The organism is Pseudomonas sp. Root71, from assembly GCF_001429045.1.
Lineage (GTDB): Bacteria > Pseudomonadota > Gammaproteobacteria > Pseudomonadales > Pseudomonadaceae > Aquipseudomonas > Aquipseudomonas monachiensis.
In genome coordinates, this window is record NZ_LMHY01000028.1 from 266,472 (window position 1) to 292,802 (window position 26,331).

Here is a 26,331-nt window from a genome sequence, read left to right on the forward strand (position 1 = left end):
CATGCAAACTTTGAACACCACGCTGCTGATCATCGGCGGCGGTCCTGGCGGTTATGTGACAGCGATCCGTGCCGGCCAGTTGGGCATCCCGACCATCCTGGTAGAAGGCCAATCCCTGGGCGGCACCTGCCTGAACATCGGCTGCATTCCGTCCAAGGCACTGATTCACGTCGCCGAGCAGTTTCACCAGACCCGGCACCACCATCAGCTTTCGCCCCTGGGCATCAGCGTTTCCGCGCCGACGCTGGACATCACCAAGAGCGTCGAATGGAAAGACGGCATCGTCGATCGCCTGACCACCGGCGTTGCCGCGCTGCTGAAAAAGAACAAGGTCCAGGTCATCCAAGGCTGGGCCAAAGTGGTTGACGGTAAAACCGTGGATGTCGGCGACACGCGCATCCAGTGCGAGCACCTGGTGCTGGCCACCGGTTCGAAAAGCGTGAACCTGCCGATGTTGCCGATTGGCGGACCGATCATCTCGTCCACCGAAGCCCTGGTGCCGACCTCCGTGCCCAAGCGCTTGATTGTGGTCGGCGGTGGCTACATCGGCCTGGAGCTGGGCATTGCCTATCGCAAGCTCGGCGCCGAGGTCAGCGTGGTGGAAGCGCAGGAACGCATCCTGCCGGCCTACGATGCCGAACTGACCCAGCCGGTGCACGACGAACTGAGAAAACTCGGTGTGAAGCTTTACTTGAAGCATAGCGTGCAAGGCTTTGATTCAAAAGAAAATACCTTGCAGATTTTGGCCCCGAACGGCGCGACCCTGAACCTGGAAACCGATCAGGTGCTGGTGGCCGTCGGTCGCAAGCCGAACACCCAGGGCTGGAACCTCGAAGCGCTGAACCTGGACATGAACGGTTCGTCGATCAAGATCGACCACCGCTGCCAGACCAGCATGCGCAACGTGTATGCCATCGGTGACCTGAGCGGCGAACCGATGCTCGCGCACCGGGCCATGGCCCAGGGCGAGATGGTCGCCGAGCTGATCAGCGGTAAATCCCGTGAGTTCAACCCGACCGCCATCGCCGCCGTGTGCTTCACCGACCCGGAACTGGTGGTGGTCGGCAAGACCCCGGACGAGGCCAATGCCGCCGGCCTGGATTGCATCGTGTCGAGCTTCCCGTTCGCCGCCAATGGCCGGGCGATGACCCTGGAGTCGAAAAGCGGCTTCGTGCGGGTGGTCGCCCGTCGGGACAATCATGTGATTGTCGGCTGGCAGGCGGTGGGCGTCGGCGTGTCGGAGTTGTCCACGGCGTTCGCGCAAAGCCAGGAGATGGGCGCGCGGCTGGAAGACATCGGCGGCACCATCCATGCGCACCCGACCCTGGGTGAGGCGGTGCAGGAAGCGGCGTTGCGCGCTCTGGGGCATGCGTTGCACCTGTAAAGATCAAAAGATCGCAGCCTTCGGCAGCTCCTACAGGTGGCCGCCGATCCCGTAGGAGCTGCCGCAGGCTGCGATCTTTTCGACGAAGAACCGGGAAGTTTAATAAGCAGGCTAATAAATCTGCTTCTCCCCCTATCGTCTGGGCTGCGATTTAGCCCAAGAATGAAGTATTGTTGTCCCCATCCAAAAAACGTCAGAAGCCTTGAACCGTTTCGACGGTTGTTCAGTGATAGAGGGTGTCATGGGTAACGAAAGCATCAATTGGGACAAGCTGGGTTTTGACTACATCAAGACCGACAAGCGCTATCTGTCGTACTTTCGCAATGGCGAGTGGGACAAAGGCACCCTGACCGAAGATAACGTGCTGCACATCAGCGAAGGCTCCACAGCCCTTCACTATGGCCAGCAATGCTTCGAGGGCATGAAGGCCTATCGTTGCAAGGACGGCTCGATCAACCTGTTCCGCCCGGACCAGAACGCCCTGCGCATGCAGCGCAGCTGCGCCCGCCTGCTGATGCCGCAGGTGGAAACCGAGCAGTTCATCGAAGCCTGCAAGGCAGTGGTGCGTGCCAACGAGCGTTTCATTCCACCGTACGGCACCGGCGGCGCGCTGTACCTGCGCCCGTTCGTGATCGGCGTGGGTGACAACATCGGCGTGCGTACCGCCCCCGAGTTCATCTTCTCGATCTTCTGCATTCCGGTCGGCGCCTACTTCAAGGGCGGCCTGACCCCGCACAACTTCCAGATTTCCAGCTACGACCGCGCCGCGCCACAAGGCACCGGAGCCGCCAAGGTCGGGGGCAACTACGCCGCCAGCCTGATGCCGGGCTCCAAGGCCAAGAAAGCCCACTTCGCCGACGCCATCTACCTGGATCCGATGACCCACACCAAGATCGAGGAAGTCGGTTCGGCCAACTTCTTCGGGATCACCCACGACAACAAGTTCGTGACCCCGAACTCGCCATCGGTACTGCCGGGCATCACCCGTCTGTCGCTGATCGAGCTGGCCAAGACCCGTCTGGGCCTGGAAGTGATCGAAGGCGACGTGTTCATCGACAAGCTCTCCGACTTCAAGGAAGCCGGTGCTTGCGGTACCGCTGCGGTGATCACGCCGATTGGCGGGATCGACTACAACGACCACCTGCACGTGTTCCACAGCGAAACCGAAGTCGGCCCGGTCACCCAGAAGCTCTACAAAGAGCTGACCGGCGTGCAAACCGGCGACATCGAAGCGCCAGCGGGCTGGATCGTCAAGGTTTGACCTGACGCCAGACGCACAAAAGCCCCCCATCGGGTGACCGATGGGGGGCTTTTTCATGAGCGTAAAAAGATCGCAGCCTGCGGCAGCTCCTACAATGGATATTTCGCAGCCCCTGTAGGAGCTGCCGCAGGCTGCGATCTTTTGCTCTTCTCCTCAATATCCAACCGCAACTCAACCCCGAACCGCCCCGCCATCTCCCTGCGCCCCAACGCCGTCAACGCCAATGCCCGACTGTCCAGATCCTGGGTCACCCACTTGCGCCTGAGCGCCGTTTGCAGCAACGCCGCCCCCAGCGACCCGCCCAGATGCGGCCGGCGCATGCTCCAGTCCAGGCACGGGCAGGCAAAACGACGGCGCAAGGTGCTCAAGTCCTGCACTTCGATCCCGAGTCCTTGAAACATTGCCGTACCGCTGTCGCTCAAGCGATAGGCCTGTTCGTCGGTTTCCTCAAGCCAGCCCGTTTCAAGCATCCGGTCATGCAACAGCACGGCCAGGGTTCCCGCCATGTGGTCGTAGCAGGTGCGGGCAAATTGCAGGCGATCCGGGGTGCGCGCCTGGAAACTTGGCGCGCTGTTCTGGCCGATCACCATCAGTGCCTCCAGGGCCTGGGCCACGCGTTTGTCCGCCAGGCTGTAATAGCGGTGACGTCCCTGAACGTGCAGCCGCACCAGTGCCAGTTCCTTGAGTTTGGCCAAGTGGGCACTGGCGGTCGACGCGCTGACTTCGGCCACCGCCGCCAGTTCGGTGCTGGTGCGGGCGTGGCCGTCCATCAGCGAGCAGAGGATTTTCGTCCGTGCCGGCTCAGCGATGGCTGCCGCCACCTGCGAGACGCCGATGTCGTGTTGTTCTGCGCTCATATTTCGCTCCCGGACGAATCAATGCCCTTTCGGACTGGAGATAGTAGCAACACTTTCCAACAACAAAAGGCTGTGCCCCATGGACCCGATCATCGCTGCAACCCATGCCGATCCTTATTCCTACTACGCACAATTGCGTGCCGAAGGTGGGCTGGCCTTTCATCCGGGGCTGAACCTGTGGGTGGCCAGCAGCGCCCGGGCGGTGGCCGCCGTGCTGGCGCATCCCGATTGCCACGTTCGCCCCGCGCACGAACCAGTCCCCAGGGCAATTGCCGACGGCATGGCCGGCCAGGTGTTCGGCCAATTGATGCGCATGAATGAAGGTGAGCGCCAACGTTGCCCACGGTCGGCGATTGCGCCGGGGCTGGAGTTGATCGATGCGCGGGAAGTCGAAGCCCTGGTTGGCGCCCGATTGATCACCGCGGATGCCGCTGGCCTGTACAATGCCATGTTTCGTGGACCGGTGTGCGTGGTGGCGGCGTTGTTGGGGTTCACCCCGGCCCAGGGCCGCGCCATCAGCGAGCTGACGGCGGATTTCGTCGCCTGCCTGTCGCCCTTGAGCAACGCGGCACAATTGACCGCCGCCCACGCTGCCGCCGAACAATTGAGCGGTTACTTCATCGAATTGCTCGACGATGCGCACAACCACAGCCAATTGCTTGCAGGTATCGGCCAGCGCTTCGCATCCGGCGCACCGCAAACCCTGATCGCCAACCTGATAGGCCTGCTCTCCCAGACCTTCGAGGCCACTGCCGGGCTCATCGGCAACGCCGTGCTGACATTGATTGAACACCCGTCGCTGCGCAGCGAATCACCCCCTGTCGAAGACCTGCTGGCCGAAGTGCAGCGCTTCGACCCGCCGGTACAGAACACCCGCCGCTTCGTCGCCGCCCCCTGCGAAATTGATGGCGTGAGGCTGAACGCCACCGACGTGATCCTGGTGCTGCTGGCCTCGGCCAATCGCGACCCGCAGCTCAACGACAACCCCGACACCTTCCTGCTCGAGCGCCCGAACCGGCGCAGCTTTACCTTCGGTGCGGGGCGCCATCAATGTCCGGGGCAACACCTGGCGTTGAGCATTGCCGGCGCCACGCTCAAGCAGCTTCTGGCGATAGGGCCGGCACTGGAGCAGCTGAAATGGCAATACCGCCCATCCACGAATGGACGGATTGCGCTGTTCAGTGATTGAGCGAAAACCGCTCAAGCCGTGCGGTATTCGACGGTCAGGTGAGACAGTTCATGGACCGGCGCCAGGCGTTCGCGAATGGTGTCGGCACTGACATTGGCCGCGGCCACAACGCTGACAATCGCGGCCCGTGCCTGGGGGCCGACCTGCCAGACATGCAGATCGCTGATGCGCACATCGTCCGATGACTCCAGCAGTTCACGGATTTCATCGGCAACGTGCTCATCCGTGACATCGAGCAACACCGCAGCGCTGTCACGCATCAATCCAACGGCCCATTTCGCGATCACGATGGCGCCCACGATGCCCATCACCGGGTCCAGCCACACCCACCCCAGATAGCGCCCGGCCAGCAATGCGGCAATCGCCAGCACCGACGTCAAGGCATCGGCCAGCACATGGACATAAGCCGAGCGCAGGTTGTTGTCGTGATGGTGATGATGGCCGTGCTCATGGCTGTGTCCGTGATCGTGGCCATGATGACCGTGGCCGCCCGCCAGCAAAAAGGCACTGGCGATGTTCACCGCCAGCCCCACCACTGCAATCACCGTCGCTTCGGTGAATGCCACGGTCGTTGGTTGAAACAGACGATAAACGGATTCACCGGCAATGCCGATCGCCACCACCCCCAGCACCATGGCCGAGGCAAATCCGGCGAGATCCCCGACCTTGCCGGTGCCGAAGCTGTAACGCGCGTTATTGGCATTGCGCCGTGCGAATCCATAGGCCGCCGCCGCGATGCCCAAGGCCCCGGCATGGGTGGCCATGTGAAAACCATCGGCCAGCAGCGCCATGGAACCGGTGAGGTAACCGGCGGCAATTTCACCAATCATCATCACGAACGTCAGCGCCACCACCCATAAGGTGCGTCGGGCGTTTTCATCATGGGATGCACCGAGAAACACATGGTCATGGGCAAAACGCGAAGCCTGGGGTGTCTGTTTCATGGGATTCAGGCCTCTATTTGGCATAGCGGCGGATGGCCAGCAACAAGTCTTCCACGCCCTGGGCGCGATCCTCATCGCTCAAGTCCGGATGGGCCACGTGCTCGCGGGCATGAGCGTCGATGAACTGCTCCAGCAAACCATTGACCGCGCCCCGGATGGCGGCGACCAGGTGCAGGGTCTTGGCACAATCGGCGTCGGACTCAAGCGCTCGCTCCACGGCTTCCACCTGCCCGGCAATCCGTCTGACCCGCTTGATCAAGTCATCCTTGTGTTCGTGAATGTGCGACATACCTATACCCCCTACCCCTATATGGCGCGTATGTTCGCCGAAAGAGCATAACCTGGCAAGTTGGCTGGCCAACTACAAGTCAATCATCCCGCGTCAGCACTTCCAGCAGCTCGATCTCGAAAATCAGGTTCGAATTCGGCGTGATCTTGCCCATGGTGCGTTCGCCATAGGCCAGGTGCGCCGGTACCAGCAATTTGCGCTTGCCACCGACTTGCATGCCCATGATGCCCTGGTCCCAACCCTTGATGACCCGCCCGGTACCGATCACGCACTGGAAGGGTTTGCCCCGGCTGTAGGAAGAGTCGAATTCGCTGCCGTCCTCCAGCCAGCCACGGTACTGGGTAGTGATCAGTGCGCCTTTTACGGCGGCTTTTCCGTCACCCACCTGAAGATTGATTACCTGAAGCTCGTCTTTCATTGAATTCACTCGTATGCTCTCTCGCCCTCAAGGGCCTGATGGGCGCCGTTTTCCCAGATTTGCCCTTGATTGGCAACCATTGCCACCTCCCGCGCGACGTTTAAAGCTGTTTGCTGAACTAAAATAATCAACAATTACCCTACGGTTCACCGCCCTGATGGCCATCCCCGAATGATCCTGCTCTGGACCAGCGTCATCCTTGGTTCAACGACGCTTACCCTGATCGTCGCGCTGGTCTGGCGCGAACGTTCGCTGCAAAAACAACTGGCCGAATATCGCAGCATCGTCACCCGCCTCTCCGAAGGCCAGAGCATCCACCAGGACGGCGATGTCGAGCGCTTCAAACGCAGCCAGTACTTTGCCCGCATCGGCACCTGGGACTGGGATGTCGACACCGACCGATTGTATTGGTCAGATGCGATTTTCGGCATGTTCGGCTTCAAGATCGGCGAAGTGACGCCCTCCTACGCGCTGTTTTGCTCCTGCGTTCATCCAGACGACCGGCCCAGGGTTCGGGCCGGCGAAATGCGCTGCCTGGAAACCGGCGAAAACCATGACGAGGAATACCGCGTGGTCTGGCCCGACGGAACGATCCGCTGGCTGCGGGAAACCGGCAACGTGGTCAAGAACGACCACGACGAAACGATCAAGATGATGGGCGTGGTGCGCGACATCACCGAAGAAAAGGCCTCGGCCAACTACCTCAAGCACTTGGCCCATTACGACCCCTTGACCGGTCTGCCCAATCGCCTGGTGCTCGAAGAGCGCCTGTCCGAAGCCCTGGAGCTCGCGCGCACCAGTGCCACGCGGGTGGCGCTGGTGTTTGTCGACCTCAATGGCTTCAAGGCCATCAACGATCATTATGGTCATGCCGCCGGCGACCGCGTGCTGGTCACGACCGCCACACGGCTCAAGCGCATCCTGCGCGGCACCGACACCGTCGCCCGGATCGGTGGCGACGAATTCGTGGTCATCCTCCAGGACCTGCCCCAAGGCAAAAGCCTGCAAGACGAAGCGCGCACCATCTGCCAGAAAATCTTCGTCGAACTTTCCCCGCCCGTCACCATCGGCAACGACCAGCGCCACATCGGCACCAGCCTCGGCGTCGCCGTGTTCCCCGATCATGCGCCAAGCATTGACCGCTTGCTGCACATTGCCGACCTGGCAATGTATGAGGCCAAGCGCAGTGGGAACAATCAGTATCGGCTGGGCACCGAAAGCGTGGTGCGGGCACATAGCGAATAGCGTTTCGTCGACGGGTGCCTGTACCGGTAACTGCACGAGCGTGTCCACCGATACATTGATTCACTTCGCGCATCAATGCATGCCAACAATGCAATTAACATATCGATGCCTCTGCTCCACTATCCGCCCCAATAAGAACCGTGCGCCGCGTCCAGGCAGCGCATGTCATAAAAGCGGTGGAGTACTTATCGATGACAGCCTCAATCCCGCGCGGACGCTCTCGCGCCAGTGCCATTTTCCGGGTCACCTCGGGCAACTTCCTCGAACAGTTCGACTTCTTCCTTTTCGGCTTCTATGCCACGCAGATCGCTGCCGTGTTCTTTCCGGCCAGCAGCGAATTCGCCTCTCTGATGATGACCTTCGCCGTGTTCGGTGCAGGCTTTTTGATGCGTCCGTTGGGCGCCGTGGTGCTGGGCGCCTATATCGATGATGTGGGTCGACGCAAAGGGTTGATCGTGACCCTGTCGATCATGGCCAGCGGCACCATCCTGATTGTGCTGGTGCCCGGTTACGAAACCATAGGTTTGTTCGCCCCGGCCCTGGTGCTGATCGGGCGGCTGCTGCAGGGCTTTTCCGCCGGTGCGGAACTGGGCGGCGTATCGGTGTATCTCGCCGAGATCGCCACACCCGGCCACAAGGGCTTTTTCACCAGTTGGCAGTCGGGCAGCCAGCAGGTGGCGATCATTGTCGCCGCTGCCCTGGGTTACGCCTTGAACCAGTGGATGGCACCGAGTGTGATTGTCGATTGGGGCTGGCGGATTCCGTTCTTCGTCGGCTGCATGATCGTGCCGTTCATCTTCCTGCTGCGCCGCAACCTGGAGGAAACCGAAGAGTTCGCCAACCGCAAACACCGCCCGAGCATGGGTGAAGTGTTCCGCACCCTGGGGAAAAACTGGCTGACGGTGTTCGCGGGCATGATGATGGTCGCCCTGACCACCACCGCGTTCTACCTGATCACGGTGTACGCGCCGACCTTCGGTAAAACCGTGCTGCACCTGAGCACGTCCGATGCGTTGCTGGTGACATTGCTGGTGGGCGTTTCGAATTTCATCTGGCTGCCGATCGGCGGCGCACTCTCGGACCGCATCGGTCGACGCCCGGTGTTGATCGCCATGGCCCTGCTGGCCATCGCCACCACTTACCCGGTGCTGACCTATCTGGTGAACGCGCCCAGCTTCCTCCACATGCTAATGGTGCTGTTGTGGCTGTCGTTCATCTACGGCCTGTACAACGGCGCGATGATCCCGGCGCTGACGGAGATCATGCCCGTGGAAGTCCGGGTGGCCGGTTTCTCCCTTGCCTATAGCCTGGCCACGGCCGTGTTCGGCGGGTTCACCCCGGCGATGTCGACCTTGCTGATCCAGTACACCGGCGACAAGGCGGCACCGGGTTACTGGATGAGCTTTGCAGCACTTTGCGCACTGTGCGCCACGCTCATGCTCTATCGCCGCGCCTCGAATCATCTGCAACCGGTGGCGTCGTGAACCGACCCTTCATCGAGAACATGACCATGAAAAAAATCTTCAATCTTGCCGCCCTCGCATTGGTGGCCAGCCTGGGCTTGAGCAGCATTGCCCAGGCTGAAGAGATCCGTGTGATGACCTCCGGCGGCTTCACGGCAGCCTACAAGATCCTCGGCCCGAAGTTCGCCGCCGCCACCGGCAACACACTCGACACCGCGCTCGGTCCCTCCATGGGCAAGGCCCCGGAAGCGATTCCCAATCGCCTGGCCCGGGGTGAGCAAGCCGACGTGGTGATCATGGTCGGCTACGCACTGGACGACTTGATCAAACAGGGCAAGGTCGATCCGGCTTCCCGTGTCGAACTGGCGGACTCACGCATTGGCCTGGTGGTGCGCGAAGGTGCACCGAAACCGGATATCAGCAACGTCGAGGGCCTGAAAAAGACCCTGCTTGACGCTAAATCAGTGGCCTACTCCGACAGCGCCAGCGGCGTGTACATCGAGCAGCAACTGTTCAAGCGCCTGGGGATCGAGGACCAGCTCAAGCCCAAGTCGACCATGGTGCCGAAAGTCCCCGTGGGCTCGGTGGTTGCCACTGGCGACTATCAACTGGGCTTCCAGCAGGTCAGCGAATTGTTGCCGGTGCCGGGGGTCAGTTTCGTGGCGAAGATTCCGGAGTCGGTGCAGTCGGTCACCCGGTTTGCCGCCGGCATCCCGGTAGGTGCCCGGCACCCGGCCGAAGCCAAGGCCTTGCTGCAATACATGGCCTCGGCCCAGGCTCAACCGGACGTGAAAGCGACCGGGCTGGACTCGGTCAGTCGCTGACCGACGGCTGCAGGACTTTCATTTCCACCACCAGCCGTTCCAGCTCCAATGCCGCCGGGGTCAGGGTTCGACCCCGGCGCTTGATCAGACCGACGCTGCGCATCACCTGCGGATCGGTCAACGGTACCCGCGTCAGGATCGGATGGTCCGCTGCCGGCATCGCCATCAGCGGCACCGCCGCCACGCCCAACCCGGCCTCCACCAGACCGATCATAGTGGTCACGTGACGGGTTTCGCAGATACTCGGCCGCTGCGGCACCACGCCGGTCAACGCCTGATCCAGCAGAAAACGGTTGCCCGAGGTTTTATCCAGCGAGATGTAATCCTGCTGATAGAACTCGTCCCAGGTGACGCTGCTTCGCCCCGCCAGTGGATGATCGCGCCGGCACGCTACGACATACCCTTCTTGCACCAGGGGCTCGAAATCCACTTCGGCTTCCAGCGTGCCCATGAAGCTCAGGCCGAAATCCGCTTCGCCATTGACCACCGCGCTCAATACGTCGTGGGCGCTGGAGTCCAGCACCTTGACCTTGATCCGCGGAAACTGCCGGTGATAATGCGCGATCACCCGTGGCATGAAGTAGTAAGCCGCCGAGGGCACGCAAGCAACCGTGACATGGCCGAGCCGGGTCGAAGCGACTTCGCTGATGCCCAGCAATGCCACGTCCAGATCGTCCAGCAGGCGCTCGACGCTGGGCATGAACCCCCGTCCGGCCTGGGTCAGGCTGACCTTGCGCGTGGTGCGCTCGAACAGCCGCACGCCGAGGGCGTCTTCAAGCTTTTCGATGCGCCGGCTCAAGGCTGGCTGGGAAATGCGCACCGTATCGGCTGCCTTGCGAAAGCTGCCCTGCTCGACCACGGCACGGAAGGCCTGCAGGTCATTGAGGTCGAAGTTGATCGCCATGGGGGACTACTCGAGAGGGACCGTTGGATTGATCAGCTAATTCTATAAATGTAACTAATTAATGCAAATTGTAACATCTAAGCCCGAGCGTTTTGCTGACGCCGAAGGGCTCAGCCTTTATTCTTGTCACCCCCGCAGTACCGAGTCCTGGAGTTTTCTCATGCCCCATGAAGGCAACCTGCTACAAGCCGCTGTCGTGTTTCTGATGGCGGCCGTGCTCATCGTTCCCTTGGCCAAGCGCCTGCAACTGGGGGCGGTTCTGGGCTATCTGTTTGCCGGGGTGATCATCGGCCCGTCGGTGCTGGGCCTGATCGACAATCCGCAAAGCGTCGCGAACATTTCCGAACTCGGCGTGGTGTTGCTGCTGTTCATCATCGGCCTGGAACTGTCGCCGCGACGCCTGTGGGTGATGCGCAAGTCAGTGTTCGGCGTGGGTCTGGCGCAAGTGTTGCTCACCGGCACGGTGATTGGCGTGGTGGCGCTGTGGCTGTTTGGCCAGCCGTTGAACACCGCGATCGTCCTGGGCCTGGGCCTGGCGCTATCGTCCACGGCGTTCGGCCTGCAAAGCCTGGCTGAACGCAAGGAACTGACCAGCCCCCACGGGCGGCTGGCGTTCGCGATCCTGTTGTTTCAGGACATCGCCGCCATCCCCTTGATCGCCATGGTGCCGTTGCTTGCCGGTGGCGATCACAGCACCAGCGCCAGCGAAAACCTGAACCACGGCCTGCAAGTGCTGGCCAGCATCGCCGTGGTGGTGATCGGCGGGCGATATCTGCTGCGGCCGGTGTTTCGCGTGGTGACCAAGACCGCATTGCCTGAAGTCTCCACCGCCACGGCGTTGCTGGTGGTGATCGGCACGGCATGGCTGATGGAGCTGGTCGGCATTTCCATGGCCCTGGGCGCCTTCCTCGCCGGCCTGCTGCTGGCGGACTCCGAGTATCGCCATGAACTGGAAGCCCAGATCGAACCGTTCAAGGGCCTGTTGCTGGGGCTGTTTTTCATCAGCGTCGGCATGGGCGCAAACCTGAGCCTGTTGCTGAGCATGCCGGTGGCGGTGCTGGGCCTGACCCTGCTGCTGATCGCGATCAAACTGCCGCTGCTGTTCCTGGTCGGTCGCCTGGCCGGAGGCTTGAAAAAGGTCAGTGCGATCCGCTTGGGCATCGTGTTGGCGGCCGGTGGTGAATTTGCCTTTGTGGTGTTCAAGATCGGTCGCGACCACGGGCTGTTCGCCACCGGACTGTATGACTTGCTGGTGCTGACCATCACCCTGTCCATGGCCGTGACGCCGCTGTTGCTGCTACTTTGCGCACGCTTGGTCAGCCCGAAGGTGCAACCGGTGGAAGTGCCGGAGAAGTTCCGCGAAATCGACGCCGACGCGCCACGGGTGGTGATCGCCGGCATGGGTCGCATGGGCCAGATCGTTGCGCGGATTCTGCGCGCACAGAACATCAAGTTCGTGGCCCTCGACACCTCGGTGGAAACCATCGAACTGTCCCGCAGCTTTGGTGGCGTGCCAGTGTTCTACGGCGACCCGATGCGCCCGGAAATCCTCAACGCGGCCAAGGTCGGGGAAGCGGAGTATTTCGTGATCGCCACCGATGACCCGGACACCAACATCAAGACCGCGGAACTGGTGCGCAAGCTCTACCCGCACATGAAAATCATCGCCCGGGCCCGTAACCGCCAGCATGTACACCGGCTGATGGACGTCGGCGCCCACGCCGTGCGCGAAACCTTTTATTCGAGCCTGGAAATGAGCCGGCAAACCCTGATCGGCCTGGGGCTGACCCAGGCCCAGGCGGATGCGCGGATCAAACGCTTCAAGCAGCACGACGAAGAGGTGCTTGAAGCCCAGCATGCGGTGTATGACGACGCGGTGAAGGTGATGCAGACGGCGCAGGAAGCGCGGGTCGAACTGGCCAGGTTATTCGAGTCGGATCAACTGCAGGAGCAGGCGGGCAAGAACTGAGGTGACTATTCGGGCCTCTTCGTCGGAACGCCGCCCGGAGCAAGCCCGCTCCCCCACTGGATCTGAGGTGCTCACAAATATTGAGTCTGGCAGAGCCCCCTTGTGGGAGCGGGCTTGCTCCGGGCGGCGTTCCGACGAAGAACGATAACGCGGTGTGATGGAATAACCACAACTTCAAAGGGACCACCATGACTGACCAACCTGCCCCCGCCCTCAAGGAAATCTTCAACACCGAGCGCCTCCAACACATCGCCAGTGAAATGACCGCGGTCTATCCATCATTCGAGGCCGCACGTTTCCTGAAGCTGGCCCGGTCCGGCCTGGCGGACCTCAGCGTCATGCAGCGCATGGCCCGGGTCAGCGAGAGCCTGCACACCGTACTGCCCCTGGACTACGAGGCATCGCTGCAGGTGCTGCGCGCCCTCGCACCGCGCCTGAACAGCGGCTTCGTCAGCATGTGCCTGCCGCACTACGTCGCCAGTTACGGCGCCCATGCGTTCGAGCAGTCGATGGACGCGCTGAAGTACTTCACCGCTTTTGGCTCTTCGGAGTTCGCAATCCGTCACTTTCTGCGCCGTGACCTCGAGCGTTCGCTCAAGCTGATGCATGCCTGGTCGCTGGACGACAACGAGCATGTACGGCGCCTGGCCAGCGAAGGATGCCGGCCACGCCTGCCCTGGTCATTCCGGCTGGAGACCATCCAGGCCGATCCGACACTGGCCGCGAACATCCTCGACAACCTCAAGGCCGACACCAGTCTGTACGTGCGCAAATCCGTGGCTAACCACCTCAACGACATCACCAAGGATCATCCCGACTGGGTGCTGGACCTGATCGAAGGCTGGTCGCTGGACAACCGGCACACCGCATGGATCGCCAAACACGCCCTGCGCAGCCTGATCAAACAGGGCAACCGGCGGGCACTGGCGATCATCGGCGCGGGCGGCAAGCCTGAGGTCGAGATCGTTGATGTGAAAGTCGAACCGCCGGTGATTGGCCTGGGAGAAAAGATCACATTGTCGTTTGCCGTCAAATCCACGGTAGAAAACAGTCAACGCCTGGTGATCGACTACGCCATCGATTACGTCAAGGCCAACGGCAGCACTTCGGCGAAGGTGTTCAAGCTCAAGGCACTGACGCTGCCTGGTAACGCCGTCGAAGCCGTCAGCCGTGGCCAGCAGATCAAGGAACTCACCACCCGCCGGCATTATGCGGGCGTTCACACCGTACACATCATGGTGAATGGTGAACGGCTGGCCAGCACGGCGTTCGAAATCACGCCTTGAAACACCGCCGACCGTAGGAGCTGCCGCAGGCTGCGATCTTTTGATTCTGATGTTTCAAGGTCAAAAAATCGCAGCCTGCGGCAGCTCCTACGGGGGATTTTCGCCGAACAACAGGGGTTGCTCCCGCTCACACAACTCCACCACATAATCCCACAACACCCGCAACCGCACCGATTTGTGCAGCTCTCGGCGGGTGCTGATCCAGTAGCTGCGCTGGATGCTTTCGTCCGGCAACAATGGCACCAGACCGGGATCGGCACTGGCCATGTAGCACGGCAGCACGGCAATCCCCAGGCCTGAGCGCGCCGCCTGCTGTTGGGCGATCACGCTGGTGCTGTGAAACACCACCCGCGGGTTGCGACAGAAGCTATTGAGGAACATCAATTCCTGGCTGAACAGCAGGTCGTCGACATAGCCGATCCACGCATGGCGTCCCAGATCCTCACGAGTGCGCAACGGCGGTGAACGGTCGAGGTAGTCCTGACTGGCATAGAGCGCCAGGCGATAATCGGTGAGTTTACGGGTGACCAGCATGTCGGCGGCCGGGCGTTCGAGGTGGATGCTGATTTCCGCCTCGCGGTTGAGGATGCTGACAAAACGCGGCACCGCTACCAACTCCACCTCCAGCCCCGGATAGCGCTCGAACAAACCGTTCATGCGACTGGCCAGGAACATGATGCCCAGCCCTTCCGTTACCCCGACGCGGATCTTGCCCAACGGCGCGGTGGACTGGGTGATTTCCTCCTGGGCCAGCAGCGCCACGTTCTCCATCGCCTCGGCGTGTTTAAGCAACGCCTCGCCCGCCGGGGTCATCTCGTAACCCTGGGCATGCTGGACGAACAACGCCGTACCGAGGCTTTTTTCGATGGCCTCGATATGCCGCGCTACGGTGGCGTGGGTGGTGTTCAGGCGACGGGCAGCCGTGAGCAAACGCCCGCTGCGCTGCAATTCGAGAAAAAACCGCAGGTCATTCCAGTCGAACATGAAGCGTCCTTGTTCGTTGCCGTTCGGAACGCTGTTTAAAAACGCACAGCGGCTGCGCAAAAACTAACATTCTTTTGACGAAAGCTAACAACTAGGATGACAGACAACAAGAACAACAACACGAGGTCAGGGATGCAGACTCCCCTGGATGAATACGATTACATCGTGGTCGGGGCCGGGCCGGCCGGGTGTCTGCTGGCCAATCGACTGTCGGCTGATGCACAGCATCGCGTGTTGCTGCTCGAGGCCGGCGGCCGCGACAACTATGCGTGGATTCACATCCCCGTGGGCTACCTGTTCTGCATCGGCAACCCGCGCACCGACTGGTGCTTCAAGACCGAAGCGCAACCGGGCCTGCAAGGCCGCGCCCTGAGCTACCCGCGCGGCAAGGTGCTGGGCGGCTGCTCCTCGATCAACGGCATGATCTACATGCGCGGCCAGGCCGGCGACTACGACCGCTGGGCCGCCGACGGCAACCCTGGCTGGAGCTGGCAAGACGTGTTGCCGCTGTTCAAACAGAGTGAAAACCACTTTGCCGGCGCCGCCGAATTCCACGGCGCCGCGGGCGAATGGCGGGTCGAACGCCAGCGCCTGTCATGGCCGATTCTCGATGCGTTTCGCAGCGCCGCCGAGCAAAGCGGCATCGCCAGCATCGATGACTTCAACCAGGGCGACAACGAAGGTTGCGGCTATTTCCAGGTCAACCAGAAGGCCGGCATCCGCTGGAACGCGTCCAAGGCCTTTCTCAAACCCATTCGCCAGCGCCCCAATCTCACCGTACTGACCGGTGTCGAAGTCGACCGCGTGTTGCTGGACAATGGCCGCGCCTCGGCGGTCAGCGCACGCTGGCAAGGCCAGGCGAGAACCTTCAAGGCGCGCAAGGAGATCGTCCTGTGTGCCGGCTCCATCGGTTCGCCCAGCATCCTGCAACGCTCCGGCATCGGCCCGCGCCCGCTGCTGGAACGGCTGGGAATCGGCGTCGCCCATGAACTACCCGGCGTCGGTGGCAACCTGCAGGATCACCTGCAACTGCGGCTGATCTACAAGCTGGAAAATGCCCGCACCCTGAACCAGATTGCCGGCAGCCTGTGGGGCAAGATGGGCATGGGCCTGCGCTACCTGTATGACCGCAGCGGCCCGCTGTCCATGGCGCCGAGCCAATTGGGCGCCTTTGCCCGCTCGGGGCCGGAGCAGACGACAGCCAACCTCGAATACCACGTGCAACCGCTGTCGCTGGAGCGCTTTGGCGAACCGCTGCATGCTTTCCCGGCGTTCACCGCATCGGTCTGCGATCTGCGTCCGCAAAGCCGTGGCCGGGTGGACATCCGCTCCGCCGACCCGCAAGAAGCCCCGCTGATTCAACCCAACTACCTCAGCCACCCGGAAGACCTGCGGGTCGCCGCCGACGCCATTCGCCTGACCCGGCGCATCGTCGCCGCCCCGGCCCTGCGCGCCTTCAAACCGGTGGAATACCTGCCCGGCGACAGCCTGCAAAGCGAGGATCAACTGCACGAAGCCGCCGCGCGGATCGGCACCACGATTTTCCACCCGGTGGGCACCTGCCGCATGGGCAATGACGCCGACGCCGTGGTCGATGCGCAACTCAAGGTCCATGGCATCCCCGGCCTGCGCATTGCCGATGCGTCGATCATGCCGCGCATCACCTCGGGCAACACCTGCTCGCCGACGTTGATGATTGCCGAGAAGGCTGCGCAGATGATCCTCAACCCTTCTGTAAACACATCAACTGTGGGAGCGGGCTTGCTCGCGAAGGCGGTGGATCATTCACATTGATGTTGAATGGCACGACGCTTTCGTCGGAACGCCGCCCGGAGCAAGCCCGCTCCCACAAGGACCGCATTAGATTCACGGACATCGAGCATCACCCCTGCAAGGAACACGCAACACCAGTGGAACAACAAAAACAATCACTGTGAGGGATACCGGTATGTCAGAGAACGTTCAAACCCTGGAGGCCGTGCGCAGCGCGGGCACCAGCCAGGAAACCCAGAAAGTCATCTTCGCCTCGTCCTTGGGGACGGTCTTCGAGTGGTACGACTTTTTCCTCTATGGCGCCCTCGCGGCGGTCATCAGCAAACAGTTTTTCGCCGGGGTCAACGACACCACGGCGTTTATCTTTGCGTTGATGGCCTTCGCCGCCGGCTTCATCGTCCGGCCGTTCGGCGCGCTGGTGTTCGGGCGGTTGGGGGACATGATCGGGCGCAAGTACACCTTCCTCGCCACCATCGTCCTCATGGGCCTGGCGACGTTCTGCGTCGGGCTGCTGCCAACCTACGCCAGCATCGGCATCGCGGCGCCGATCATCCTGGTGGTGCTGCGCATGCTCCAGGGCCTGGCCCTGGGCGGTGAATACGGTGGCGCCGCGACCTATGTCGCCGAGCACGCGCCCATCGGCAAGCGTGGCTTCCACACCAGCTGGATTCAGTCCACCGCGACCCTCGGCCTGCTGCTGTCGCTGCTGGTGGTGCTGGGTTGCCGCTACTTTACCGGCGATCAGTTCGAAGTCTGGGGCTGGCGCATTCCGTTCCTGTTTTCCATCGTGCTGCTGGGCATCTCGACCTGGATTCGCATGAGCCTGCATGAGTCGCCGGCCTTCGTGAAAATGAAAGAAGAAGGCAAGCTTTGCAAACAGCCGATTCGCGACTCCTTCGGCAAATGGGAAAACCTCAAGGTGGTGTTGATCGCCCTGTTCAGCATCAATGCCGGGCAAGCGGTGACCTTCTACGCCGCGCAATTCTATGTGCTGTTCTTCCTCACCCAGTTCCTGAAAATGGACCCGGCGGTGGCCAACGGTCTGCTGATTGTCAGCGTGACCATTGGTGCCCCGTTTTTCATCTTCTTTGGCTGGCTGTCGGACAAGGTCGGGCGTAAACCGGTGCTGATGATCGGCCTGCTGCTGGCCACCGCGCTGTACTTCCCGATCTTCAAGACCCTGGCCCACTACGCCAACCCGGCCATCGACCAGGCCAGCCGCCAGGCACCGATCACCGTGATGGCCGACCCCGCCACCTGCACCTTCCAGTTCGACCCGGTGGGCAAGGCGAAATTCGACAGCCCCTGTGACAAGGTCAAGACCTTCCTGGTCAAGCAGGGCCTGCCGTACCAAAGCGCAGCGGCCCCGGCCGGCAGTGGCGTGCAGGTGAGCGTCGGTGACGTGAAGATCGACGGGTTCGACGAAGCCGCCCTGCGCGGTGCCGTGACCCTCGCCGGCTACCCGCAACAGGCGGACATGCAGCAGATCAACAAACCGATGATCGTGGCGCTGATCGTCGCACTGATCATCATCTCCGCGATGTGCTACGGCCCGCTGGCGGCGTTGATGGTCGAACTGTTCCCGACCCGCATCCGCTACACCTCGATGTCCCTGCCCTACCACATTGGCAACGGCTGGTTCGGCGGTTTCCTGCCGACCGTGTCGTTCGCGTTGGTGGTGTACACCGGGGACATCTTCTACGGGCTGTGGTACCCGGTGGTGATCACCGGGGTGAGCCTGGTGGTGGGGATGATTTGTCTGCGTGAGACGCGCAACGTCGATCTCGACAAGAACTGAAGCAATGCCTGACGACGAGGGAGCGGGCTCCCTCGTCGCGGCGATCAGCTCCAATCAAACTTCGGCATCAAGCAGTTCGAACTTCACTTGATCCGGATAGAACGCCAGGTAACCGCGGATTTGCTCCACCGACACCTTGGGGTCTTCGTAACTCCACACCGCGTTGGCGCTTTCATGCCCCGGTACCTGCAGGCTGAAATAGCTGGCATCGCCTTTGTACGGGCAATAACTGGTGTGGTCGGTGCGGGCGAAATACTTCTCGTCGATGTCCTCTCGCGGCACGTAGTACACCGGCGGGTAGTTGGCCTCCAGCAACACCAGGGCCCGCGCCGAGGCGGCCACTTGAATACCGTGAAATCTCACCAGCAGACAGCCAGGCTGCTCGGCGATGGTGATGACAGGACTAGGACCGGAGCTTTTCATGGAAAACGTTCCTCATGACGGTGATGGACCTGCAAATCGATGTGGGAGCGTGGCTGGCCCGCGATGGGCTGCGCAGCAGCCCCAAAACCTGAAACCACGATTTATCAGGTATAACCCAAGTTTTACCCTCGCGACTGCTTCGCAGCCGAACGGGAGCGACACACAAAGCTGTACATCCATACAGATAAAGATTGCTCCATCGCCCGTCAAGCGCCATTCTGTGCAGCCTTGGCATATTGATCGACGATGGTGGTTATGCGGCTGTACCTCTGTGAAAAACCTTCCCAGGCCAAAGACATTGCGGCAGTCCTCGGCGCCCGGCGCCGGGGCGATGGCTGCTGGCTGGGAACGGACGTCACGGTGACCTGGTGCATCGGCCACCTGCTGGAAACCGCACCGCCGGATGCCTACGACGCGCGCTACAAGCGCTGGGTGCTGGCGGACCTGCCGATCATTCCCGAAAAATGGAAAATGACCGTCAAGCCGCGTACCGCCAGCCAGTACAAGGCGGTCAAGCGCCTGCTCGGTGAAGCCTGCGAACTGATCATCGCCACGGACGCCGACCGCGAGGGCGAGATGATCGCCCGGGAACTGGTGGAACATTGCCGCTATCGCGGGCCGATCCGCCGCCTCTGGTTGTCGGCGCTGGACGATGCGTCCATTCGCAAGGCCCTCGCGGCGCTCAAACCGGGGAGCGAGACCTTCAGCCTCTATCACTCGGCGCTGGGGCGTTCCCGGGCCGACTGGCTGATCGGCATGAACATGAGTCGGCTGTTCACCCTGCTGGGGCGCCAGTCCGGCTATCAAGGCGTGTTGCCGGTGGGCCGGGTGCAAACGCCGACCTTGCGCCTGGTGGTGGATCGCGATCGCAGCATTGCCGACTTTGTGCCCGTCCCCTATTGGGCCATCGACGTGCAGTTACAGCACAACGGCACCGCGTTCACGGCGCAATGGCGCGCGCCGTCGCAGCTTTGCGACGATCAGGACCGCTGCCTGAACCAGGCATTGGCGCAACAAGCGGCGGCCGCCATGAGCGGCGCGGCCTGTGCGCGGGTGATCAAGCTGCGCACCGAACGGATGCGCGAAGTGGCCCCGCTGCCGTTCGACCTGGGCACCCTGCAGGAAGTCTGCTCGAAGAAGCTCGGCCTCGGCGCCCAGGAAACCCTGGACATCGCCCAGGCGCTCTACGAAACCCACAAAGTCATCACCTATCCGCGCAGTGATTGCGGCTACTTGCCCATCAGCCAACACAGCGAGGCACCGGCCATTCTGGCGGCACTGCGCCAGGCCGATCCAGCGCTGAACGCCTTGCACGATCATCTTGATCCGCAACGGCGCTCACGGGCCTGGAACGATGCCAAGGTCAGCGCCCACCACGGCATCATCCCCACCGCTGCGGCGAAGAATCTCGACAAGCTGGCGGGCAAACAGCGTGCGGTCTACACCCTGATCCGCGCCCGATACCTGGCGCAGTTCCTGCCCAATCACGAATACGATCGCACCCAGGCCGACTTCGACTGTGCCGGCGAGGCCCTGCGCGCTGTCGGCAAGCAGATCATCGAGCCGGGCTGGAAACGCGCCCTGCCCGAAGCGCTGGCTCCGGCCAAGGGGCGCGAAGCCCCGGCACCGCAGACACTGCCCAACCTGGCCGAAGGCATCGATTGCACAGTGGCCGGCGTGCAATTCAAGGACCTGTGGACGCAACCGCCAAAGCCGTTCACGGAAGGCGACCTGATCAAGGCCATGAAGAATGTCGCCAAACTGGTGAAAGACCCGCTGCTCAAGCAAAAGCTCAAGGACACCACCGGCATCGGCACCGAAGCGACCCGTGCGTCGATCATCCAGGGCCTGCTCGACCGTGGTTACCTGGTCAAGAACGGCAAGGCCCTGGCCGCCACGCCGGCCGCGTTCAGCCTGATCGACGCGGTACCGCGGGCCATCGCCGATCCGGGTACCACGGCGATCTGGGAGCAGGCCCTGGACATGGTGCAAAGCGGCGAAATGAGCCTGGAAGAGTTCGTCACCAAACAGGCCGCCTGGATGAGCAAGCAGGTCAGTCGCTGTGCCGGGCTGAGCCTGACCATCAGCGGCCCACCGCCCGGCGGCTCCGCTGCAGCCCCCTGGAAGAAAAAACGAAAAGGCGCCCCGCGTAAACCAGCAAGCGGCACCAAGCGCAGGGCAAAACCGGCAAGCAAAACCTAGACCTTACAGCGAACCCTGTGGCGAGGGAGCTTGCTCCCGTTGGGCCGCAAAGCGGCCCTTCTCTCCAACAACGTGAATGGGACTGCTGCGCCCGAACGCGGACCGCTCCAGCGGGAGCAAGCTCCCTCGCCACGGGTCGTGCGACGCCGGCCATAATCAGTTGTGTCCCTTGGCCGATCAGGAGCCACTTCGAATGCCTTCGATAGAACTGCACGCCGCCCAACGCGATGAACTGGAAACCATCGAGAACCTGATGCAGTTCTACACCTACGACTTCAGCGAATGGTTGCCGCTGAAACTGGGCGAATACGGTTTGTTCAACATCCTGCCCATGCCCGACTACTGGCGAAACCCGGCCACCCGCCCCTTCCTGATCAAGGTCGACGGTGAACTGGCCGGCTTCGTCACCGTGGATAACCAGGTCCATCTACCCGGTGCCGACTACAACATCGGCTATCTGTTTGTCAGCCGACGCTTCCGTGGCCAGGGTGTCGCGCGATTTGTCGTTTCCACCCTCTTGAGTCAATTCCCCGGTCAATGGCAGATTTTCCACATCGAGGCGAACCAGCCAGCACGCCAGTTCTGGGCCGCCGTGATGCCGGGGCTCAACGTTGACGGTTTCACCTTGCATCAGCAGGTGGTTGACCGCTATCCCTGCACTTTTTACCGCTTTGAGTGTCCGTCCCTGTCGTCCTGACCGACACACCTTCGACTCCGCCTGCTAATTCCCAACAGCTTTGTCCGACAATATGTAGTGACTGAAAATATTCACTACAAAACCGTTGACGCCTCCGATTTGCCCTTGCATGATGCAGACGTCTCCCCGATCGGGAGTACAGGCAACACGTTTGAGCAAGCTCGTCTGACCGCCGAGCTGTTTTTCCCGGATACACGCTGCCCACAAGGCAGATTGAAGAAGCTGACCTGGCCTGAACGTCCAGTACAAGGGCGAGAAGACTTGGCGAGCAATCCTCATGAAGCTTGTGGCCGACCTTGAAAACGTCGGCAGTGGCCTTAAGGTTTTCGCCGCTTCTCTTCGTTGTGACGCTATTGCGTAGCAGTTATTCAACACGACTACATGCAACAGACGCAGGACCCCGCCCGATAAGGCGGCCGAACGCTGACGTCCTGGTTTCGGTGCCAGGGATCAACTAACCGATGGGCTACCTGTATTAGCGAATCAACTTTGAAAGATCACCAATTGGTCAAGGGGCTTTATGATGAATCTGAACAATCAACCAACTATCGATGAACTGGCTCGTATCTTCGCTGCAAAGAAAGACAGCCACGACAACCATATTCTCTGGATCAGCAAATGTGGCCAGGTTCATATCGACTGCCTGTCGCCGCACGCCCATGAAGCAGAGTTCGACCAGAACAACCAGAACCTGCTGGCCCGACTGAAGATGTACCGTCGCGGCCAGGGCTATGTCGGCAAGAAGGCCGCAGCCGACAAGGACTTCATCGGTAATGTTCTGCAAACCCTGAAACAGGCCTGGGCCTCGATGCAGAATCAGAACGAAGTTCGGGTGATTGACCGGTTCTACTAATTGAAATGAGTCATTACTGACTTATAGATAAACAAGGCCTGCTCCCGATAAGGAGCAGGCCTTTTTTATGCTGGAACGAAAACCGGATATGGGAGCGAGCCTGCTCCCACAGGGTTTAGCGTTTGACGCCCAGATCGACCTGGGTCATGCGGCTACGAATGGTGAACACACCATCGCCGGAGAGAATCGCACTGCGAGCAAACAGGCGCCCGCTCTCCCAGTTCGAAAGCCCCAGTTCCGGCTTGTTCAGCGCGTACTGGCCGTCGACCCAACGGGTGATGCCATTGCCGACAAAAGGCGCGTTGACCGCGTTGTAGAAACGCTCCTGGACCTCGGCACTGTCACTGATCAAAGACACCGTGAATTGCGGGCTATAACGATTGAACAAGGTAATGGCATCGTCCAGGTCGTCGACAATCTTCAGACTGACTTCCGGGGTTTCTTCCCACTCCCACTCACGACCCAATTGATCTTCCGGCAACGGCTCGGCCTGCGCTTCGCCCTGATAGCCTTCGGCGCGGTACACCTGGACCGTTGCAGCCAGCCAGTCTTGCGGCAGGCACGACTCGCTGCCTTCGACGATGTGCAGCTTGCAGCCCTGCCCCCGTGCGGCGCCGGCCTGCTTGAGCGCGCCCAAGAACAGCGGCACCAGTTCAGCGGCGCGGTCGCGGTGAATCAGGCAGACGTTCAGGGTGTTGCAGACTTTGCGGTCCAGGGAGTTGCGCACCACGGCGGCAAAGCGCGGGGCGTCGGCATCGGTGTTGGCGATCAGCCACGCACCACCGGTGCCGTGCAGGCTGACCGCCGTGCCGGCCTGCTGGGCGATGCTGCCCAACTGGCTGACGGCACGACCCGAACCACGGGCCACCGCCAATGACAGGCGCCGGTCGGCGAACATCGCCCAACCGGCGGCGTGGTTGACACTTTCCACCAGCGATACGGCACCGACCGGCAAGCCGGCGTCACTTAGTGCAGGGTTCAGTGCATGGGTGACGATCGCCTGGGCCGTGCCCAACGCATCACTGCCGATGCGCAGCACGGCGGTGTTGCCGGTGCGCAACACACCGGCCGCGTCAGCAAACACATTTGGACGGCCTTCGAAGACGAACGCGACGATGCCCAACGGCGAGACCACTTGCTCGACCTTCCAGCCATCGTGCTCGACGCAACTGATCACCTTGCCACGGCTGGCCGCCGCATCACGCCAGGCGCGCAGGCCGGCGATCATGTCGCGACGCATGCGCTCATCGGCCAGCAACCGGGTGGTCGAGCGACCGCACGCCTTGGCCCGTTCGATGTCGGCCAGGTTGGCAGCTTCGATCAAGGCCCAGCATTCCGGGGTTTCCAGGCGTTGGGCAAACAGGTCGAAGAAAGCGCTGATCGCCTGGTCAGACACCGCCGATAGCGCGGTGAATGCCGCCTGGGCGCGCTCGATCGCGACGTTGGCCGCTTGCTGGTCCGCCACGGGGATCAGCAGCAACTCGCCACTGACCTGCTCCACCAGCAGGTGATCACCGGGCTGGAAACGTTGCGCCAGTTCGGGGCTGACGACAGTGACGCGATTGCCGGCGAAAGGGATTGGCGTGCCAGCGACTAGACGTTCGAGCGCGAGGGACATGAAGCAGTATCACCATGCAGGGGGCGGCCGGAAAATGTATAGCAATTTCCCTGTGGGAGCGAGCCTGCTCGCGAAGAGGCCTTTCCATCCAACGTCCATCGCGCCTGACACTCCGCCATCGTCGGATCGCTGCCCCGGGCAGGCTCTTTCCCACTGGAGTGGCGGTTACGTATCTCAATGTATACAGCCCCGCCCCAGACACACCCCACACTCAAAACCCCGTCATAACGACACACCGCAGATACACCCCGTTGATGAAATGCGCCTGTCGATTGGCCACGCCGATCAAAGCGCTCAACTCACGGGGCATGTCGTTGCCCCACCTCCCCCGACCTGAAAGAGAGCAACGTCCATGAGCACCTCCATTTCTTCGACCGTCAAAGGCCTGCACCTGAACCTCGACCGTGCCGGCGACTGGGTTGCCCCCCTGGCGTTGCGGGTGTTCCTCGCCTGGGAATTCCTCGAGTCCGGCCTGGAAAAATACAACGGCGAGAACTGGTTCGCCGATATCCAGGCGCGCTTCCCTTTTCCGTTCGACCACCTTCCAGCGACGCTGAACTGGGAACTGTCGATGTGGGCGGAGCTGATCTTCGCCTTGACCTTGCTGGTGGGCCTGGGCACACGTTTTTCGGCGTTGAGCCTAATGGTGGTGACCCTCGTCGCAACTGCCGCCGTGCATTGGCCCGCCGACTGGCACAGCCTCAGTGAACTCGCCCAAGGCTATGCCATCAGCAACAAGGGTTACGGCAACTTCAAGCTGCCCCTGATCTACCTTGTGGCCCTCACGCCGCTGCTGCTGTCGGGCGCCGGCAAGTTCAGCATCGATGCGCTGCTGGCGCGTTTCATCTGGCGTCGCTGAAACGCAAAAAACACCAGAATGGAGCCCCTCGCGCCTTGGCCGATGGCGACGGATAATCAACTGGTTTTCATCTCACCGAGGAATTGAAGGATGCCGCTGACTCTTTATTTCCATCCGCTCTCATCGTTCTGCCACAAAGCGCTCATCGCGCTCTATGAACTGGAAATCGAGTTTGAAAAAAGGATCATCGACCTGGGAGACGAGGCTGACAGGGCCGAGCTACAAGCACTTTGGCCACTCTGCAAATTCCCGGTGATCCGCGATCACGACCGCCAACGGGACGTACCCGAGTCGAGTGTGATCATTGAGTACCTGGACCGGCTTCACCCCGGCCAGGCACATCTGATTCCGGATGATTGGGAAACCGCGCTGGAAGTCCGCCTGTGGGATCGCTTTTTCGACCTGCACGTCCAGGTGCCGATGCAGAAGATCGTCGCTGACCGAATCAATGCCGCAAACGGCGACCTGACCCGCGAACGCGCCGCGCTGTTGACGGCGTACGGCATGTTTGAACGTCAGTTGGCCGCAAACACCTGGGCAGCCAGCGCCGCATTCAGCATGGCCGATTGCGCCGCCGCCCCGGCGCTGTTCTATGCCAGTACCCTTGTGCCGTTTCCCGCCGAACATCGCCACTTGAGTGCTTATTTCGACAGGTTGACCCAAAGGCCCTCGGTCAAGCGGGTGATCGACGAGGCAAGGCCGTACTTTTCCTGGTATCCGTTTGCCGAGGCCATCCCGGAGCGCTTTCGGTAGTGGCGCCAGTGCTAGCGGGGAACGGGAGGCAAAAAACAATGAATCGACGAATAATTACCGTCGGTAGAGTGTTTTCTGATTAGGCAGGAATAAAAAATGGCAGGGGCGGCTGGATTCGAACCAACGCATGGCAGGATCAAAACCTGCTGCCTTACCGCTTGGCGACGCCCCTGTATCTGTTGCAATGAGTGCCTGGCACTCGCTTTCTTGAGTGGCAACAAGACCTGTTGCCTGCCTGCACGACTGGTTCCCTGAGGACCGCTGCAAGAGTGGGCGCAAATTTACCAACTTTTCCTTCATCTGGGAAGCCCAAACAAAAAAAATTGTTTATTAAAACA

The 26,331-nt window shown here is 61.3% G+C and carries 23 protein-coding genes and 1 tRNA gene; 15 read left to right on the top strand and 9 right to left on the bottom strand.

Annotated elements, in window-relative coordinates:
- Nucleotide 1 precedes the first annotated feature (1 nt).
- Both lpdA and ASD95_RS23570 read left to right on the top strand, forming a co-directional pair.
- On the top strand, nt 2–1,384 hold the full coding sequence (lpdA, locus tag ASD95_RS23565) for a dihydrolipoyl dehydrogenase (RefSeq protein ID WP_056727832.1): 1,383 nt from the start codon (nt 2–4) through the stop codon (nt 1,382–1,384).
- A gap of 241 nt (nt 1,385–1,625) precedes the next feature.
- Nucleotides 1,626–2,645 carry a branched-chain amino acid aminotransferase gene (locus tag ASD95_RS23570; protein ID WP_008052737.1) on the top strand — a complete coding sequence of 340 codons (1,020 nt, stop codon included), beginning with the start codon at nt 1,626–1,628 and terminating at the stop codon, nt 2,643–2,645.
- 89 nt (nt 2,646–2,734) lie between these two features.
- Here ASD95_RS23570 and ASD95_RS23575 read toward each other — a convergent pair whose 3' ends face one another.
- A complete protein-coding gene (locus tag ASD95_RS23575; protein ID WP_056727833.1) occupies nt 2,735–3,502 on the bottom strand; it encodes an ArsR/SmtB family transcription factor in 768 nt (255 codons plus the stop codon).
- Between the two features lie 79 nt (nt 3,503–3,581).
- Here ASD95_RS23575 and ASD95_RS23580 point away from each other — a divergent pair, with 79 nt between their 5' ends.
- Complete coding sequence (locus ASD95_RS23580) at nt 3,582–4,691, top strand: cytochrome P450 (protein ID WP_056727835.1); 1,110 nt, start codon at nt 3,582–3,584, stop codon at nt 4,689–4,691.
- Nucleotides 4,692–4,702: 11 nt separating this feature from the next.
- Here ASD95_RS23580 and dmeF read toward each other — a convergent pair whose 3' ends face one another.
- The 3 genes from dmeF to ASD95_RS23595 all read right to left on the bottom strand — a co-directional run bounded on the left by dmeF (nt 4,703) and on the right by ASD95_RS23595 (nt 6,342).
- Nucleotides 4,703–5,635: a CDF family Co(II)/Ni(II) efflux transporter DmeF gene (dmeF, locus tag ASD95_RS23585; protein ID WP_056727836.1), complete on the bottom strand. Its 933-nt coding sequence runs from the start codon at nt 5,633–5,635 to the stop codon at nt 4,703–4,705.
- A gap of 13 nt (nt 5,636–5,648) precedes the next feature.
- Entirely contained in the window at nt 5,649–5,924 is a 276-nt protein-coding gene (locus ASD95_RS23590; RefSeq protein WP_008052742.1) for a metal/formaldehyde-sensitive transcriptional repressor, read from the bottom strand.
- 79 nt (nt 5,925–6,003) lie between these two features.
- On the bottom strand, nt 6,004–6,342 hold the full coding sequence (locus ASD95_RS23595; protein WP_056727838.1) for an FKBP-type peptidyl-prolyl cis-trans isomerase: 339 nt from the start codon (nt 6,340–6,342) through the stop codon (nt 6,004–6,006).
- Between the two features lie 171 nt (nt 6,343–6,513).
- On the opposite strand from ASD95_RS23595, the gene ASD95_RS23600 reads away from it, so the two are divergent.
- The 3 genes from ASD95_RS23600 to ASD95_RS23610 all read left to right on the top strand — a co-directional run bounded on the left by ASD95_RS23600 (nt 6,514) and on the right by ASD95_RS23610 (nt 9,874).
- Nucleotides 6,514–7,587, top strand: coding sequence for a sensor domain-containing diguanylate cyclase (locus ASD95_RS23600; protein ID WP_056727839.1), 1,074 nt, complete (start codon nt 6,514–6,516; stop codon nt 7,585–7,587).
- 191 nt (nt 7,588–7,778) lie between these two features.
- Nucleotides 7,779–9,071, top strand: a complete 1,293-nt coding sequence (locus ASD95_RS23605; RefSeq protein WP_056727841.1) for an MFS transporter — start codon at nt 7,779–7,781, stop codon at nt 9,069–9,071.
- A 26-nt stretch (nt 9,072–9,097) separates the two neighbouring features.
- Nucleotides 9,098–9,874, top strand: coding sequence for a substrate-binding domain-containing protein (locus tag ASD95_RS23610; protein WP_056727843.1), 777 nt, complete (start codon nt 9,098–9,100; stop codon nt 9,872–9,874).
- Here ASD95_RS23610 and ASD95_RS23615 read toward each other — a convergent pair.
- On the bottom strand, nt 9,864–10,778 hold the full coding sequence (locus ASD95_RS23615; protein WP_056727844.1) for a LysR family transcriptional regulator: 915 nt from the start codon (nt 10,776–10,778) through the stop codon (nt 9,864–9,866). The genes ASD95_RS23610 and ASD95_RS23615 overlap by 11 nt on opposite strands.
- Before the next feature lie 160 nt (nt 10,779–10,938).
- Between ASD95_RS23615 and ASD95_RS23620 the strand changes: the two genes are divergently transcribed.
- Together ASD95_RS23620 and ASD95_RS23625 are read left to right on the top strand one after the other, a co-directional pair.
- The gene (locus tag ASD95_RS23620; RefSeq protein WP_056727846.1) at nt 10,939–12,747 is read left to right on the top strand and encodes a monovalent cation:proton antiporter-2 (CPA2) family protein; all 1,809 of its coding nucleotides are present in this window, start codon (nt 10,939–10,941) and stop codon (nt 12,745–12,747) included.
- Between the two features lie 188 nt (nt 12,748–12,935).
- On the top strand, nt 12,936–14,033 hold the full coding sequence (locus tag ASD95_RS23625; protein ID WP_056727847.1) for a DNA alkylation repair protein: 1,098 nt from the start codon (nt 12,936–12,938) through the stop codon (nt 14,031–14,033).
- 87 nt (nt 14,034–14,120) lie between these two features.
- On the opposite strand, the gene ASD95_RS23630 is transcribed toward ASD95_RS23625, so the two are convergent.
- A complete protein-coding gene (locus ASD95_RS23630) occupies nt 14,121–15,017 on the bottom strand; it encodes a LysR family transcriptional regulator (RefSeq protein ID WP_056727849.1) in 897 nt (298 codons plus the stop codon).
- Nucleotides 15,018–15,149: 132 nt separating this feature from the next.
- Between ASD95_RS23630 and ASD95_RS23635 the strand changes: the two genes are divergently transcribed.
- Both ASD95_RS23635 and ASD95_RS23640 read left to right on the top strand, forming a co-directional pair.
- Complete coding sequence (locus ASD95_RS23635) at nt 15,150–16,811, top strand: GMC family oxidoreductase (RefSeq protein WP_056727851.1); 1,662 nt, start codon at nt 15,150–15,152, stop codon at nt 16,809–16,811.
- 154 nt (nt 16,812–16,965) lie between these two features.
- On the top strand, nt 16,966–18,588 hold the full coding sequence (locus ASD95_RS23640) for an MFS transporter (RefSeq protein WP_056727853.1): 1,623 nt from the start codon (nt 16,966–16,968) through the stop codon (nt 18,586–18,588).
- A 54-nt stretch (nt 18,589–18,642) separates the two neighbouring features.
- Here ASD95_RS23640 and ASD95_RS23645 read toward each other — a convergent pair whose 3' ends face one another.
- A complete protein-coding gene (locus ASD95_RS23645; protein WP_008046975.1) occupies nt 18,643–19,011 on the bottom strand; it encodes a DUF427 domain-containing protein in 369 nt (122 codons plus the stop codon).
- Nucleotides 19,012–19,266: 255 nt separating this feature from the next.
- On the opposite strand from ASD95_RS23645, the gene ASD95_RS23650 reads away from it, so the two are divergent.
- From ASD95_RS23650 to ASD95_RS23660, 3 genes are all read left to right on the top strand, one after another.
- Nucleotides 19,267–21,213, top strand: coding sequence for a DNA topoisomerase III (locus tag ASD95_RS23650; RefSeq protein ID WP_236709758.1), 1,947 nt, complete (start codon nt 19,267–19,269; stop codon nt 21,211–21,213).
- Between the two features lie 193 nt (nt 21,214–21,406).
- Entirely contained in the window at nt 21,407–21,910 is a 504-nt protein-coding gene (locus ASD95_RS23655) for a GNAT family N-acetyltransferase (RefSeq protein WP_056727858.1), read from the top strand.
- 523 nt (nt 21,911–22,433) lie between these two features.
- The gene (locus ASD95_RS23660) at nt 22,434–22,763 is read left to right on the top strand and encodes a hypothetical protein (protein WP_032829393.1); all 330 of its coding nucleotides are present in this window, start codon (nt 22,434–22,436) and stop codon (nt 22,761–22,763) included.
- Nucleotides 22,764–22,878: 115 nt separating this feature from the next.
- On the opposite strand, the gene ASD95_RS23665 is transcribed toward ASD95_RS23660, so the two are convergent.
- Nucleotides 22,879–24,381 carry an aldehyde dehydrogenase family protein gene (locus tag ASD95_RS23665; protein WP_056727859.1) on the bottom strand — a complete coding sequence of 501 codons (1,503 nt, stop codon included), beginning with the start codon at nt 24,379–24,381 and terminating at the stop codon, nt 22,879–22,881.
- 352 nt (nt 24,382–24,733) lie between these two features.
- Here ASD95_RS23665 and ASD95_RS23670 point away from each other — a divergent pair, with 352 nt between their 5' ends.
- A complete protein-coding gene (locus tag ASD95_RS23670; RefSeq protein WP_056727861.1) occupies nt 24,734–25,240 on the top strand; it encodes an HvfX family Cu-binding RiPP maturation protein in 507 nt (168 codons plus the stop codon).
- Between the two features lie 90 nt (nt 25,241–25,330).
- Nucleotides 25,331–25,993, top strand: coding sequence for a glutathione S-transferase family protein (locus ASD95_RS23675; protein ID WP_056727863.1), 663 nt, complete (start codon nt 25,331–25,333; stop codon nt 25,991–25,993).
- Nucleotides 25,994–26,090: 97 nt separating this feature from the next.
- Here the strand turns inward: ASD95_RS23675 and ASD95_RS23680 are convergent.
- Nucleotides 26,091–26,165: transfer RNA gene (locus tag ASD95_RS23680), tRNA-Gln, on the bottom strand.
- Nucleotides 26,166–26,331 lie beyond the last annotated feature (166 nt).